Annotated in this window: 14 protein-coding genes and 1 tRNA gene; 11 read left to right on the forward strand and 4 right to left on the reverse strand. The window is 70.1% G+C overall.

Annotated features, from left to right (window positions below; all coding sequences use genetic code 11):
- Nucleotides 1–8 precede the first annotated feature (8 nt).
- The 3 genes from ACZ5U5_RS14270 to ACZ5U5_RS14280 all read right to left on the reverse strand — a co-directional run bounded on the left by ACZ5U5_RS14270 (nt 9) and on the right by ACZ5U5_RS14280 (nt 3795).
- The gene (locus tag ACZ5U5_RS14270; protein WP_469020603.1) at nt 9–1340 is read right to left on the reverse strand and encodes an enolase C-terminal domain-like protein; all 1332 of its coding nucleotides are present in this window, start codon (nt 1338–1340) and stop codon (nt 9–11) included.
- Between the two features lie 62 nt (nt 1341–1402).
- Nucleotides 1403–2740 carry a gluconate:H+ symporter gene (locus ACZ5U5_RS14275; RefSeq protein WP_469020606.1) on the reverse strand — a complete coding sequence of 446 codons (1338 nt, stop codon included), beginning with the start codon at nt 2738–2740 and terminating at the stop codon, nt 1403–1405.
- Between the two features lie 80 nt (nt 2741–2820).
- Complete coding sequence (locus ACZ5U5_RS14280) at nt 2821–3795, reverse strand: 5-dehydro-4-deoxyglucarate dehydratase (protein ID WP_469020609.1); 975 nt, start codon at nt 3793–3795, stop codon at nt 2821–2823.
- A gap of 116 nt (nt 3796–3911) precedes the next feature.
- Between ACZ5U5_RS14280 and ACZ5U5_RS14285 the strand changes: the two genes are divergently transcribed.
- The 8 genes from ACZ5U5_RS14285 (at nt 3912) to ACZ5U5_RS14320 (ending at nt 10380) form a co-directional block, all read left to right on the forward strand.
- Entirely contained in the window at nt 3912–4721 is an 810-nt protein-coding gene (locus ACZ5U5_RS14285; RefSeq protein ID WP_469020612.1) for an IclR family transcriptional regulator, read from the forward strand.
- Between the two features lie 77 nt (nt 4722–4798).
- Nucleotides 4799–5092: an ArsR/SmtB family transcription factor gene (locus tag ACZ5U5_RS14290; protein ID WP_469020614.1), complete on the forward strand. Its 294-nt coding sequence runs from the start codon at nt 4799–4801 to the stop codon at nt 5090–5092.
- Nucleotides 5089–5475: a VOC family protein gene (locus tag ACZ5U5_RS14295; RefSeq protein ID WP_469020617.1), complete on the forward strand. Its 387-nt coding sequence runs from the start codon at nt 5089–5091 to the stop codon at nt 5473–5475. Before ACZ5U5_RS14290 ends, ACZ5U5_RS14295 begins: the two co-directional genes overlap by 4 nt.
- A 32-nt stretch (nt 5476–5507) precedes the next feature.
- Nucleotides 5508–6077, forward strand: coding sequence for a mycothiol transferase (locus ACZ5U5_RS14300; RefSeq protein ID WP_469020620.1), 570 nt, complete (start codon nt 5508–5510; stop codon nt 6075–6077).
- 275 nt (nt 6078–6352) lie between these two features.
- Complete coding sequence (locus ACZ5U5_RS14305; protein WP_469020622.1) at nt 6353–7624, forward strand: PP2C family protein-serine/threonine phosphatase; 1272 nt, start codon at nt 6353–6355, stop codon at nt 7622–7624.
- Nucleotides 7625–7694: 70 nt separating this feature from the next.
- Nucleotides 7695–9284 (forward strand): sensor histidine kinase, encoded by a 1590-nt coding sequence (locus ACZ5U5_RS14310; protein ID WP_469020891.1) that lies wholly within the window; start codon nt 7695–7697, stop codon nt 9282–9284.
- Complete coding sequence (locus tag ACZ5U5_RS14315) at nt 9281–9727, forward strand: response regulator (RefSeq protein WP_469020625.1); 447 nt, start codon at nt 9281–9283, stop codon at nt 9725–9727. The genes ACZ5U5_RS14310 and ACZ5U5_RS14315 overlap by 4 nt, the downstream gene beginning before the upstream one ends.
- A gap of 11 nt (nt 9728–9738) precedes the next feature.
- Complete coding sequence (locus ACZ5U5_RS14320; RefSeq protein ID WP_469020627.1) at nt 9739–10380, forward strand: class I SAM-dependent DNA methyltransferase; 642 nt, start codon at nt 9739–9741, stop codon at nt 10378–10380.
- 26 nt (nt 10381–10406) lie between these two features.
- On the opposite strand, the gene ACZ5U5_RS14325 is transcribed toward ACZ5U5_RS14320, so the two are convergent.
- Nucleotides 10407–11024 (reverse strand): GNAT family N-acetyltransferase, encoded by a 618-nt coding sequence (locus ACZ5U5_RS14325; protein WP_469020629.1) that lies wholly within the window; start codon nt 11022–11024, stop codon nt 10407–10409.
- Nucleotides 11025–11139: 115 nt separating this feature from the next.
- Between ACZ5U5_RS14325 and ACZ5U5_RS14330 the strand changes: the two genes are divergently transcribed.
- From ACZ5U5_RS14330 to ACZ5U5_RS14340, 3 genes are all read left to right on the forward strand, one after another.
- A tRNA-OTHER gene (locus ACZ5U5_RS14330) sits at nt 11140–11260 on the forward strand.
- A 51-nt stretch (nt 11261–11311) separates the two neighbouring features.
- Nucleotides 11312–11794 carry a cupin domain-containing protein gene (locus tag ACZ5U5_RS14335; protein WP_469020632.1) on the forward strand — a complete coding sequence of 161 codons (483 nt, stop codon included), beginning with the start codon at nt 11312–11314 and terminating at the stop codon, nt 11792–11794.
- Between the two features lie 3 nt (nt 11795–11797).
- Nucleotides 11798–13519 (forward strand): ABC-F family ATP-binding cassette domain-containing protein, encoded by a 1722-nt coding sequence (locus ACZ5U5_RS14340; RefSeq protein ID WP_469020635.1) that lies wholly within the window; start codon nt 11798–11800, stop codon nt 13517–13519.
- The last annotated feature ends 17 nt before the right edge of the window (nt 13520–13536 follow it).

Consider the following 13536-nt stretch of genomic DNA (forward strand, 5'->3'; position numbering starts at 1 on the left):
CAGGACGGTCAACGCACCAGGCAGGGGCGCTTGTTGTCGAACCGCCAGTCGGGGATGAGGTAGCGCATGCCGGTGGCGTCGTCGCGTGCGCCCAGGGCCTTCTCCTTGTAGAGGTCGTGGGCCGCAAGCAGCCGGTCCATGTCGAGCTCGACGCCGAGACCAGGGGCTTGGGGTACGGCGATCTCCCCGTCGACGATGCGGGGCGGCGTGGTGGTGAGGCGCTCCAGGCCCTCCTGCCAGATCCAGTGGGTGTCCAGGGCGTTGTAGTCACCGGGGGCCGCGGCCCCGCAGTGGGTGACCATGGCCAGGGAGATGTCGAAGTGGTTGTTGGAGTGGCACCCCCAGGTGAGACCCATCGCGTTGCACAGCTGCGCCACGCGCACGGAGCCCTGCATGGTCCAGAAGTGCGGGTCGGCCAGGGGTATGGAGACCGACTGCAGGGCCAGGGCGTGGGTCAGCTGCCGCCAGTCGGTGGCGACCATGTTGGTGGCGGTCGGCAGTCCGGTGGCCCGGCGGAACTCGGCAAGCACCTCGCGGCCCGAGTAGCCGGCCTCGGCGCCGCAGGGGTCCTCGGCGTAGGCGAGGGTGTCGGTCAGGGGAGCGCACAGCTCGATCGCCTCGCGCAGGGACCAGGCGCCGTTGGGGTCGAGGGTGATGCGGGCCTGGGGGAAGCGGTCCTTCAGTGCACGTACGGCCGCGATCTCCTCGGCGCCTGCCAGGACACCGCCCTTGAGCTTGAAGTCCCGGAAGCCATAACGGTCGTAGGCAGCTTCGGCCTGCCGGACGATCGCCTCGGGGGTGAGGGCCTCCTCATGCCGGATGCGGTGCCACTCGACGGAGGCGTCGGGCTCGCGGACGTAGTCGAGGTCGGTGCGGTCGGGGTCGCCGACGTAGAAGAGGTATCCGAGTACGCGCACGGAGTCGCGCTGTTGTCCGTCGCCGAGCAGCGCCGCCACGGGCACCTCCAGGTGTTGGCCCAGGAGGTCGAGCAGCGCGGACTCGACGGCGGTGACGGCATGGACGGCGGTGCGCAGGTCGAAGGTCTGGGCGCCCCGGCCGCCGGAGTCGCGGTCGGCGAAGCGGTCGCCGATCTCGCGCAGGACGCGCTTGTAGTCACCGACGCGGGCGCCGACGACGAGGGACTCGGCGTCGCGCAGGGTCTGGGTGATCTTCTCGCCACCCGGCACCTCGCCCAGGCCGGTGCGGCCGTCGGAGTCCCTGAGGACCACGATGTTGCGGGTGAAGTAAGGACCGTGGGCGCCGGAGAGGTTGAGCTCCATGCAGTCCCGGCCGGCGACCGGGTAGACGCTGAACGCGGTGACGGTCGGCTGCCTGTTCATGATCGGCGATTCCTCAGGTGTGAGAGCGGGTGTGGGATGTAACGGGGGTACGGGCACGGGGGTCAGAGGCTCAGGACGTCAAGCGCCCACTCCACCGCGAGGACGCCGCCGAGGCCGAGGATCGCGAGCACGGTCGTATAGGTGGTGCGTACCTTGATCGCCTCGATGACCGAGAGGTTGAAGTACTCCTTGAACAGCCAGAATCCGGGGTCGTTGACATGGGAGAAGGCGATCGATCCGCAGGAGACGGCGAGCACGAGCATCTCGGGGTGGACGCCGCTGCCCGCCAGGAGCGGCAGGACGACGCCGGACGCGGTGACGACGGCGACCGTGGCGGAGCCGAGGGCGATGCGCAGGATCACCGCGATCAGCCACGCGAGGATGAGCGGCGAGATGGCCCAGCCGTCGGTGGTGTCCTTGATGTGGTCGGAGATGCCGCCTTCGACGAGGACGTTCTTGAAGGCGCCGCCCGCTCCGATCACCAGCAGGATCATGGCCATGGCCTTGGCCGCGGACGTACAGGAAGCGCTGACGTCGGAGAGGCTGCGGCCGATGCGCGGCCCGAATGCCCAGATCGCCAGGAGGAGGGTCAGGAGCAGGGCGATCGGTGCCGAACCGATGAAGGCGACGAAGTGCAGGAACGGGCTCTCGCCGGAGGTGGCCATCTCGGTGACGGAGGCGCCCGCGATCAGTACGACGGGGAAGAGGGCCACGGTAAGGGACCAGCCGAGGCCGGGCATCTCCTCGTCGGTGAACTCGTGTTCGCTGACCAGGCCCGTGGGGATGGTGGGGTTCATCGCCCTGACGAACGGGAGCCGGGGCCACGTCAGGGCGATCAGCGCGCCGGCGGGTATCGCGATGAACAGGCCGTAGACCAGGGTCAGTCCGACGGAGGCGTGGAACGTGGCGGCCACGGCGGTGGGACCGGGGTGAGGCGGCAGGAAGCTGTGCATCGTGGAGAGCGTGATCGACATCGGAAGCCCGATCCACAGCAGCTTCGCGCCGGTGACGCGTACGAGGGTGAACGCGATGGGCACGATGATGATGAAGGCGACCTCGTAGAACATGGTGACGCCGATGAGCATGGACGTGACCACCATGGCCACCTGGACCCAGCGCGGTCCGAACGCGTCCAGCATCTTGTTGGCGATGCGCTGGGCGGCACCGGAGTCCCCCATGACGCGGCCGACCATGGCGCCGAGCCCGATGACCAGCATCGTGTCGCCGATCTGGCCGCCGATGCCCTCCGAGAGGACGTCCGGGATCGTGGCCACCGGTATCCCCTGCACCAGCGCGACGCCGACGGCCACGAGGAGGAGGGCGGCGAAGCCGTTCAGTTTCAGGCGGGTCATGAGGAACAACAGGATCAAGACGCTGACCCCGACTACGACGAGCGGCATTTCAGTTCCCCTTTGAACTGTGGGTCAAGTCGGTGTGGGGGGTGGGGAGTCAGGAAGGACGGCCGGGCGGGGCAGAGCGCTCAGGCTCTGCTGCGAGGGGCCGAGACCAGGTCGAGGCCGGCGTCGAGGACCTTCTCCAAATCGGCGATGTCGGCCGGGCCGGGGTCGGTGAGGGGCGCGCGCACCGGGCCGACCGGCAGTCCGCGCAGCCGGGCGGCGGCCTTGACCAGGGCGACGGCGTATCCCGGCGCCCGGTCGCGCAGTTCGACCAGCGGGACGTAGAACTCCCGCAGCAGCCGGTCCACCGCCGCGTCGTCCCGCTGCCGCAGCGCGGCGAAGAACGCGTCGGCGATCTCGGGGGCGAAGGCGTGCACGGCGGAGGAGTAGGCGGGTACGCCGACGGTGCTGTAGGCGCGGGCCTGGATCTCCGCGGTGGCGGCGCCGTTGAAGAAGAGGAAGTCGTCGGGGGCGGCCAGGGTCAGGCGCTGCAGCCGGTCGAGGTCGCTGTGCCCGTCCTTGAGGCCGACGACGGTGGGAATGTCGGCGACCTCTCGCAGGGCGTCGGCGGTGAAGGTGACCTGTCCGCGCTGATAGGCGATGAGCGGCAGCCGGGTGCCGGCGGCGATGCGGCGCAGCTGTTCCACCAGGCCGGCCTGCGAGGCCTCCACCAGGTAGTGGGGCATCACCAGGAGGGCGTCCGCGCCCTCTTCCTCGGCGATCCGGGCGAACCGCAGCGACTGGGCCCACCCGTATCCGGTGCCCGCCACCACCGGCAGGCGGCCGTCGGCGACCTCGACGGTGACCCTGACGACCGTGCGGTACTCCTCCTCGTCGAGTGAGAAGAACTCGCCGGTGCCGCATGCGGGGAACACCGCACCGGGCTCCGTCGCCAACTGGGCCGTCAGATAGGCCCGGTAGGCCTCCGCGTCGAGGCTGCCGTCACTTCCCATGCTCGTGAGCGGGAAGGACAGCACGCCGCGTGCCATGCCTTCCCGCAGTCGGCGGGCGATGCCCTGGGGGGTCGTACTGAGCTTGTTCCTGCTGAGCTCGCTCACGAATCTCATCTCTATATGCAGATGGCGTCCACGTATGAGAATGGAGGCTAGAGTCATGAACGATCGGGGTCAATGGCCAGGCGCCCGCGGATCTACGGCGGATCTACGATGGGCGCATGTCACAGAGCGAGACGGACCCCGGGACGGGCGCGGGTGTTCGCGGGGTGAAGTCGGCGCTGCGCACCGTGGCGCTCCTTGAACTGCTCGCCGAGCGCGCCGACCGGCCCGCCCGCCTGGACGAACTCGCCGAGGAATTGGGCGTGCCGCGCAGCAGCATGTACCAACTGCTGCGGACCCTCGTCGACTGCGGCTGGGTGCGCACGGACACCACCGGATCCCTCTACGGCATCGGGATCCGCACCCTGCTCACCGGCACGAGTTACCTGGACGGCGACGCGCGAGTGCGCGCCATCCGCCCGTATCTGGACGAGGCGTCGGACGCCCTGGGTGAGACGATCCACCTGGCGCGGCTCGACGGCCCGCACGTCGTGTACCTCGCCACCCGTGAGTCGCACGAGTACCCGCGCACCATCAGCCGGGTCGGCCGCCGCGTTCCCGCGCACGCCGGAGCCCTGGGAAAGGCGCTGCTCGCCGAACGCCTGGACGGTGAACTCCCGCTCCCCGACGGCCTGCTGGAGTCCCGTACCCCTAGCACGCACACCGACCGCGCCGCCCTGCTCGCCGACCTCGGCCGGGTGCGTGAACGCGGTTACGCCATCGACCGTGAGGAGACGGTGACCGGCATCGCGGGCTTCGGCTTCGCCTTGCGGTACAACGTCCCGGCCGTCGACGCCATCAGTTGTTCGGTGCCCGTGGCCCGGCTCACCGACGCACACCAGAGCCGCGTCGTGGATGTCATGCGAGAGATCCAGGCGAAGATCGAAAGTCTCCTGTCACCCGTTTCGGGCGCTCCCGACTGGCGCTGACCGCCCGTCGCGGTCCGATCGGCGGCGGCGAGGCTCCGACTTGATAGGCAAGCGGCTACTTGCCTATGGTGGTGGTCATGTCGGACGATGTGTTCAAGGCGCTGGCCGACCCCACCCGTCGGCGGATCCTTGACGAGCTGGTGGAACGGGACGGTCAGACCCTGTTCGAGATATGCGCCAGGCTGCTGAACAAGCACGGTCTCGGGCTGTCCCGACAGGCGATCAGCCAGCATCTGGCCGTACTGGAATCCGCCGGCCTGGTCCGCTCGCGACGCGAGGGCCGCTACAAGTTCCACGACCTGAACGCCGAACCGCTTGAGCACATCGTGACCCGATGGCTCAGGCCCAAAGCATCGGAGCGCACCCCATGAGGATCCACCTGACCAGCGTTTTCGTCGATGACCAGGAGAAGGCCGCACGCTTCTACACCGACGTGCTCGGCTTCGTGAAGAAGCACGACGTCCCCGTCGGCGAGGACCGGTGGCTGACCGTGGTCTCGCCGGAGGACCCGGACGGCACCGAACTGCTCCTCGAGCCCTCCGGCCATCCCGCGGTGCAGCCGTACAAGACGGCCCTGGTCGCCGACGGCATCCCGGTGACCTCCTTCGCCGTGGAGGACGTGACCGCCGAGTTCGACCGGCTGCGTGAACTCGGCGTGACATTCACCCAGGAGCCGACGGAGATGGGCCCGGTCACCACCGCGGTGTTCGACGACACCTGCGGCAACCTCATCCAGATCCAGCACGGCGGGTAAGTCGGTGGCGCGGCGGGCCCACGCGGACGACCATGTCCCGCATGAGCGACCAACCCGAACGCTGGAGCCAGGCCACCACCTACCCCGACATGTGGGCGGACCCGGAAGACGACCCGCGCAACAGCGACGGAGTCAGCCCGGACGGTGAGCTCGCGACCCTGCAGGATTTCCTCGCGAGTTACCGCATGACCCTGAAGATGAAGTGTGAGGGCCTGGACCCGGAGCAACTGGCCCGGCGCTCGGTCCCACCCTCGACGCTCTCGCTGCTCGGCCTGCTGCGGCACCTCGCCGAGGTGGAACGGGACTGGCGCAACTGGATCAGGGACGGCGAGCCCCTGCCGAAGCTGTACGGCGAGCGCGACGCCGATTTCCACGGTGCCGTCGGCGAGCAGACTGTGGTCGACGGCGCGTACGCCGACCTGGCGCGCGAGCAGGCGGCACTCGACGCCGAACTGGCCGAACACCCCGACCTGGGCGAGCGGCTGGGGAAGGACGGCTTCGCCGTCCGCGAGCTGATGGTGCACAGGATCGAGGAGTATGCCCGCCACTGCGGGCAGGCCGACCTGTTGCGCGAGTGCATCGACGGCAGGGTGGGCCAGTGACGGAATTGCCCTGGTCGTAGGGTTTTGCGGCATGTGGAACTTGTGTACTGCCTGCCCGCGTCCCGCCCACATTCGCCGCTCGGTGGCAGCCCCTCGTCCTTGACGGTCGGCTACCGAGTGGTGTGCGCATTGTGCGAAGATCCGGAGACCGTTTGAGGGTCGTTGCGGCATAGTCACTGTGGAAGTGCCGACGGCAACGGCCGCAGGGTCAGGCGAACTTACCGGGTGGGAAGGGCGGGAGAGTAGCGGTGGCGTCACAGCCATGGACTTCCGGCGTGCGTTCGGCCGGTGCAAGTGATGCTGCGGCGACCCGTCAGTTGTCGCCGCCGCTGGTGCTGCTGGTCGAGGACGATCCCGGCGACGCACTCCTGGTCGAGGAGCTCGTCGCCGACAGTGCCCTGAAGATGCGGCTGCAGTGGGCGCGCTCCATGGCCGAGGCGCGCGAGTCACTGACGTTGGAAGTCCCGGACTGCGTGCTGCTGGACCTGCACCTGCCGGATGCCCAGGGCCTTGAGGCCGTCTCCATGATCCGGTCCCGCGCCGAACAGGTCGCGGTCGTCGTGCTCACGGGCCTCGCCGAGGAGGAGACCGGCTCCGCCGCCGTGGCCGCCGGAGCCCAGGACTACCTCGTCAAGGGCCGCGTCGAACCGGAGCTGTTCGGCCGGGCCGTGCGCTACGCGATCCAGCGCAAGCAGGCAGAGCAGGCGGCCGTCGCCCTGCAGGCCAGCCAGATGCAGGCACAGGAGAACGCCCGCCTGGAGCGCGGACTGCTGCCCAGGCCGCTCCTGAACAGCGCGGGCGTGGACGTCGTGGCCCGCTACCGCCCCGGCCGCGCCCAGGCTCTGCTGGGCGGCGACTTCTACGACATCGTCCAGGGCGCGGACGGCACCGTGCACGCCCTCATAGGCGACGTCTCCGGCCACGGGCCCGATGAGGCCGCCCTCGGCGTGGCCCTGCGCATCGCCTGGCGGACCCTGGTGCTCAGCGGCGTCACCGGCGCCGAGCAGGTGGGCCGGCTCGAGGAGATCATGCTGGCCGAGCGCGTGAAGCCGTACGTCTTCGCCACGCTGACGAGCCTCTCCGTACCCGTCGGGGCAGCGCACGCGCACGTGACGCGCGCGGGCCACCCCGGAATGCTGCTGCGCACCGCGGAGGGCGGCGTCGAGTGGGTGGAGACGCCCGGCGGTCCTGCCCTGGGCGTCGCACCCGGTGTCTCGCTCTGGCCGGTCGAGGAACTGTCCCTGCCCGCGGGCTCGGCACTGGTGCTGTTCACCGACGGCCTTTTCGAGGGGCACATAGGAAACGGACGGGAGCGACTGGGCGAAGAAGGACTGCTGGGCCTCGCGCGCGAGCTGGGCGATGTGGCGCCCGAGGCATTCGTCGACACGCTGATCCAGCGTGCCGAAGACCTCGCCGAGGAGCAGGGCGGCCTGGCCGACGACGTGGCCGTGGTCCACCTGCACTGGCACGGGGACGGAGAGGGCCCGACGAGATCTGTCGTCGAGGGCCGGTACAAGAGCAGCATCGGAGAACAACGCCGTGGTTGAGACGACGAGCAGGACATGGATCAGCCGGCGGCTGACCGTGCAGGGCTGGTTCCAGCTGGTGCTGGCCCTGATGGTGCTCCTGGTGGTGGCCGGCACCGTGATCGGCGCCCGCCTGCTGGGGCAGACCGCGGACGTGACCGACGAGCTGGTCGACCGCCTGGAGCCGGCCCGCACGCAGACCTACCGCCTGCAGGCCGCCCTGGTGAACCAGGAGACCGGCGTCCGGGGCTACGCCATCACCGCCGACCGGCAGTTCCTGCAGCCCTACACCCAGGGCAAGCGGGACGAGGCCCGCGCAGGCGCCGAACTCCGCAAGCTTCTCGCGGACCAGCCCCGGCTCCTTGCGGACCTCAAGACGGTCCAGCGGGAGGCGGCGGACTGGCGGCGTGCCTACGCCCAACCGCAGGTGGACGAGGTCACCCCCGGCCGGCCGCGTGCCGTCGCCGAGAAGGACACCGAGCGCGGCAAGGAGGTCTTCGACCAGATCCGCACCGCATGGGCCACGCAGAACTCCGACCTGGCCGAGGCCGTCGACGACGGCAAGGACGAACTGGACAGCTCACGCACGGTGCGCACGGTGATCCTCGGCGCCATGGTCGTGGTCTTCCTGCTGGCCGGGATCGTCCTGGCGTTCCTGGTGCGCGCGCTGGTGGCCAGGCCCCTGGACGCGCTGCGCGTCTCGTCCCGGCAGGTGGCGCGCGGCGACTTCGACCACGTCATCACCATCGACGGGCCCACGGATCTCCGGGCGGTGGCGGCGGACGTCGAGGGCATGCGGCAGCAGATGGTCGCGGAACTGGGAGCCTCCCGCAGTCAGCGGGACGAGCTGACCCAGCAGGCGGCCGAACTGGACGCCCAGGCGGTGGAACTGCGCCGCTCCAACGCCGAGCTGGAGCAGTTCGCCTACGTCGCCTCCCACGACCTCCAGGAGCCCCTGCGCAAGGTCGCCTCCTTCTGCCAGCTCCTCGAGAAGCGGTACGGGGACACCCTCGACGACCGCGGCAAGCAGTACATCGACTTCGCGGTCGACGGAGCCAAGCGCATGCAGATCCTCATCAACGACCTGCTCACCTTCTCCCGCGTCGGACGCCTCAACGACGCCAGGGTGCCCGTCGACCTCGACCAGGCCCTCGACAAGGCACTGGGCAATCTGGAGACTGCCGTCCGTGACACCGGCGCGATCGTCGAGCGCCCCGAGAATCTCCCCGAGATCGTCGGCGACCCGACGCTCCTGACGATGCTCTGGCAGAACCTCGTCGGCAACGCCGTCAAGTTCCACCACCCCGAACGCACCCCGCGGATCCGGATCACGTGCGAGGAGGACGAGGACTCCGGCAACTGGAGTTTCAGCGTCACCGACAACGGCATCGGCATCCCCGAGGAGTTCGCGGAGAAGGTCTTCGTGATCTTCCAGCGCCTGCACGGCCGGGATGCCTACGGGGGCACCGGCATTGGCCTGGCGCTGTGCAAGAAGATCGTCGAGCATCACGGCGGACACATCTGGATCGACAGCGGTTTGGCCGAGGGAACCCGCCTCTGCTTCACTCTGCCGTCCGACGCCGGGACCGGTGCAGACGCCGCCGCCGACGCCGCTGATGACACCGCCGACAACGCCACCGAGAACACCGCATCCCGCAACGAGGAAAAGGCCCTGACATGACCACCCCTGATGCCGCGCCGATCGACGTGCTCCTCGTGGAGGACGACCCGGGCGACGAGCTGATGACGCGCGAGGCGTTCGAGGACAACAAGATCCGCAACAACCTGCACGTGGTCCGGGACGGCGAGGCGGCCCTCGACTTCCTCTACCGGCGCGGTGAGCACACCTCGGCGCCGCGTCCCGATCTGATCCTGCTCGACCTCAACCTCCCCAAGTACGACGGGCGCCAGGTCCTGGAGAAGATCAAGTCGGACCAGGACCTGCAGGACATCCCGGTGGTGGTGCTCACCACGTCGGCGGCGGAGGAGGACATCCTGCGCAGCTACAAACTGCACGCGAACGCCTACGTCACCAAGCCGGTCGACCTGGACCAGTTCATCGCCGCGGTACGGCAGATCGATGACTTCTTCGTGCAGGTGGTACGCCTGCCGCGTCGCCAGTAGATTTCTCGTTCATGACTGAGACCTCCCCCTCCTACCTCGCCACGACAGCGGACGCCTATGGGGCCATCGCCCCCCTCTACGACGAACTCGCCCGCGGCGCGCTCGACGCCTTCCCGCTGGATCGCGCGGTGCTCGCCGCGTTCGCCGAACTCGCGTCCGCCGGTGCCGGGCCGGTCGCCGAACTGGGCTGCGGCCCCGGGCGGACGACGGCGCACCTGAGGGACCTGGGCCTTGACGTCTTCGGCATCGACCTGTCGCCGGTGATGATCGACCTCGCCCGCGAGAACCACCCGGACCTGCGGTTCGAGGTCGGCTCCATGGACGCCCTTGACCTGGCCGACGGCGGGCTGAGCGGCATCGTGTCCTGGTACTCGGTCATCCACACCCCGCCGACGGACCTGCCTCCGTACTTCGCCGAGTTCCGGCGGGTCCTCGCCCCCGGCGGCCACCTCCTGCTCGGGTTCTTCGAGGCGGAGGGCGGCCCGGTCACGGCGTTCGACCACAAGGTCACCACCGCCTACCGCTGGCCGGTCGACGGCCTCGCGGAACTGGCCCGCGAGGCCGGATTCGTGGAAATCGGACGGATGCTGCGCGAGCCGGGCGAAGACGAACGCTTCCGCCGCGGCCACCTCCTGATGCGCGCGGGCGACTAGGCCCCTTCTGACAGAAGGGACCTGGCTCAGGCGCCTGCCGGGCGGCGGGGCTCGCGTCGCATGGACCACAAGGTCGGTCCGCCGCCCGGCAGTTGGACCTCGCCGAGCACCGTGAAGCCGAAGTGCTCGTAGACGGGGAGGTTCGAGGGCTTGGAGGATTCCAGGTAGGCGGGCAGACCGTCCGTGTCGGCCTTGGCGAGGCCCGAGCGCAGGAGTGCGGCGCCATGCCCCTGGCCCTGGGCCGCCGGGTCCGCGCCGACCACGGCCAGGTACCAGTGCGGCTCCTGGGGGCCGTGCCCGGCGGCGGCTGCCGCGGCCTCCTGGAACAGTGCGGCCCGGTCACCGAGGATCCCCACCAGCTCCTTGATCGTCTCCGCGTCGGGAACGGCCTTGTCCTGCGCGCCCGGCGGCACCCAGTACGCGGCCGCCGACGCGGTGTGCTCGCAGACGCCGTGGTGGACGTACTGGCGGGTGAAGAGTGTCGAGAAATAGCGGTCGAGCCCCGTCTCGCGCGTTGCGTCGTCGGGGAAGAACCAGCGCATCATCGGGTCGTCGTCGAAGGCGCGGGCCAGGGTCCGGCCGATCCGCGAAGCATCTTCGATGGTGGCCGTCTTGGGCGTAGTCGTCATTGACATACGGGGCATTCTCCACCCGATGATCTTGGACTGCCGGGCCGGGTCCACCGCGATAAACGACTCGCTCGCGCCGCGCGCCGAACCTATCCTCGGCGAAGCGGGACCGCGCGGTCCCGCAGGTTGCGGCGCCGTGGCAGAGCGGCCCAATGCGATCGGTGTGCGGGAAGCCCCCCCGCACGTCGACTGAGGGGAGCCGGGCGGGCCTTGCCTCTCCCTTTGCGCGGGTTCGAATCCCGCCGGTGCCGCAGCCGACCCGTATCAGAGCCGTACGTCCGCCTCCGTTGACTGGAGTTCGCATGAGCACGCCCGTCCCCGCCGCCGCGGTGTTCGTCGGACCGGAGCAGACCGCGGCCGTCGGGCGGGGGCAGATCAGCGTCCTGTGGTCGCTCGGCGAGCGAACGAGGGAACTGGACGCCGCCGTCGTCCGGCTGGCCCCGGGTGCGAGCCTCGGCGACCACACGGAGGAGTGCGGGGTCCTGTTCAGCGTCCTGACCGGTACGGGTGAACTCCGCACGCCTGACGATTCCTGGCCGCTCGCACCAGGCGCCCTGGCCTGGCTCCCCGCGGGCCTCACCCGTTGCGTGGACGCGGGGGAGGAGGGGCTCATTTACACGACCGCCCATTGCCGACGCCCGGCCGTAGGCGCAGGTCCGGACGGTGGCTCCGACGCGGGTGAGCCGGTCTGCCTGCTCGGCCGCGTCTGCCCCGACTGCGGCCGCCTCGCCACCGAAGGTGACGCCCGGTACTGCGTCCGCTGCGGCACGCCGTTGGCGGGCTGACGCATGGCGCAAGCGAAGGCAGGGCGGCCGGAACAGCCCGGTGTGCAGGACGTCCTGGCCGGTGACCACCGCTCCGCGCACCTCCTCGCCGAGAACGTGCACTGCGTCCTCGGGGACCGCATGGTCCTGCGCGATGTCTCCCTGAAGGTGTCCCGTGGCGAGCGCGTGGGTCTGATCGGCGAGAACGGCCGGGGCAAGTCGACGTTGCTGCGCGCCCTCGCCGGTGACCTCGTGCCGCAGCGCGGCCAGGTCGTTCGGGCGGTCGCGGGCCACGTGGGATTCCTGCCGCAGCAGCCCGGGTTCCCGGCCGGGGCAACCATCGAGACCGTCATCGAGCGGGCGACCGCCGAGTTCGCCGAAATGGCCGAACGGATGCGGGCCGCCGAGGAGTTGATGGCATCCGGCTCGGAGGACCTGAGCGAGGTGCTCGGCGATTACGGTCGTCTCCAGGACGAATTCGCCCGACGCGGCGGCTGGGAACTCGACGCCCGCGTCGGCGAGGTCCTCGATGTCTTCGGCCTCGGCCGCCTGGACCGGCGCCGGCCCACCGAGACACTGTCGGGAGGTGAGCGATCCCGCCTGGCGCTCGCCGAACTGGTCCTCGCCGAACCCGCCGGGCTGCTCCTCGACGAACCGACCAACCACCTCGACGACCGCGCGGTGGACTGGCTCGTCCAGTGGCTGGGCGAGTACCAGGGGCCCTGCCTCATCGCGTCGCACGACCGCCTGCTGCTCGACACCGCCGTCACCGCCATTATCGACCTGGACGGCTCGCGCGGCTCCACCGTGCGCTACGGCGGCGGTTACCGCGACTACCTGGACGAACGCGCCGCGGCCGAGGCGCGCTGGTGGCAGCAGTACCGCGACTGGCGCCAGGAACTGGCCGAGGCGCGGCGCCGACTCGACAGGGCGGGCCGGTCCGGCCGCACCTTCGGCGCGATGCGGGACAGCGACAAGCTGTCGTACAACCTCGCCGGTGGCGGCGCCCAGGCCGCCGCGTCCCGCGCCACCCGCGCGGCCCGACAGCAACTGGGGCGGCTCCTTGACGAGGAAGTGCGACGCCCGCCCGAGCCGCTGTCCTTCCGGGCGCCGTTCCCGGCGACGGGGCAGACGCCGGATCAGCCTTCGGAGACCAGTGGTGTGCTGCTGCGGGCCGAGGGTCTGGTCGTCGGCGATGTGCTGCGGGGCGTGGACCTGGAGCTCGCTCCCGGTGCGCTGCATGTGATCACCGGAGCGAACGGCGCGGGCAAGACCACCCTCCTGACCGTCCTGGCCGGTCTACGGCAGCCCGATGCGGGGGTGGTGGTACGTGAACCGGGGCTGCGCGTCGGCTACTTGCCACAGGAGAGTGACTTCTCCCGGGAGGAGCGCGGCGTGCTGGCCACCTTTGCGGCGCGCCGCGCGGCTTATGTCGACGACGCGGCACGGGAGTTGACCAGGTTCGGTCTGTTCGCGGCCTCGGAATTCGATGTCCCGGTCAACCGGCTGTCCGTGGGACAGTTGCGGCGCCTCGAACTCGCGCTGCTGTTCTCGCGGCGTCCTCAGCTCCTGCTGCTCGACGAGCCGAGCAACCACCTCAGCCTGGCGCTGGTCGAGCAACTCCAGGAGGCGGTCGGGCAGTTCACGGGCCCGGTCGTGATGGTCACCCACGACCGGGTCTTGCGTGAACGACATCGGGAAGGCTTGTTGGAGCTGTCCGGGGGGCGGCTGATCGGGCAGGCCTGAAGCCGGCCGGTCGGCGC

Source organism: Streptomyces sp. NPDC033177 (genome assembly GCF_055577715.1).

Bases quoted from the DNA above. Each gene is read 5' to 3' on its own strand.
- ACZ5U5_RS14270 (WP_469020603.1), bottom strand. From the start codon at position 1,340: ATGAACAGGCAGCCGACCGTCACCGCGTTCAGCGTCTACCCGGTCGCC.
- ACZ5U5_RS14275 (WP_469020606.1), bottom strand. From the start codon at position 2,740: ATGCCGCTCGTCGTAGTCGGGGTCAGCGTCTTGATCCTGTTGTTCCTC.
- ACZ5U5_RS14285 (WP_469020612.1), top strand. From the start codon at position 3,912: ATGTCACAGAGCGAGACGGACCCCGGGACGGGCGCGGGTGTTCGCGGG.
- ACZ5U5_RS14290 (WP_469020614.1), top strand. From the start codon at position 4,799: ATGTCGGACGATGTGTTCAAGGCGCTGGCCGACCCCACCCGTCGGCGG.
- ACZ5U5_RS14295 (WP_469020617.1), top strand. From the start codon at position 5,089: ATGAGGATCCACCTGACCAGCGTTTTCGTCGATGACCAGGAGAAGGCC.
- ACZ5U5_RS14300 (WP_469020620.1), top strand. From the start codon at position 5,508: ATGTCCCGCATGAGCGACCAACCCGAACGCTGGAGCCAGGCCACCACC.
- ACZ5U5_RS14310 (WP_469020891.1), top strand. From the start codon at position 7,695: ATGGTGCTCCTGGTGGTGGCCGGCACCGTGATCGGCGCCCGCCTGCTG.
- ACZ5U5_RS14315 (WP_469020625.1), top strand. From the start codon at position 9,281: ATGACCACCCCTGATGCCGCGCCGATCGACGTGCTCCTCGTGGAGGAC.
- ACZ5U5_RS14320 (WP_469020627.1), top strand. From the start codon at position 9,739: ATGACTGAGACCTCCCCCTCCTACCTCGCCACGACAGCGGACGCCTAT.
- ACZ5U5_RS14325 (WP_469020629.1), bottom strand. From the start codon at position 11,024: ATGCCCCGTATGTCAATGACGACTACGCCCAAGACGGCCACCATCGAA.
- ACZ5U5_RS14335 (WP_469020632.1), top strand. From the start codon at position 11,312: ATGAGCACGCCCGTCCCCGCCGCCGCGGTGTTCGTCGGACCGGAGCAG.
- ACZ5U5_RS14340 (WP_469020635.1), top strand. From the start codon at position 11,798: ATGGCGCAAGCGAAGGCAGGGCGGCCGGAACAGCCCGGTGTGCAGGAC.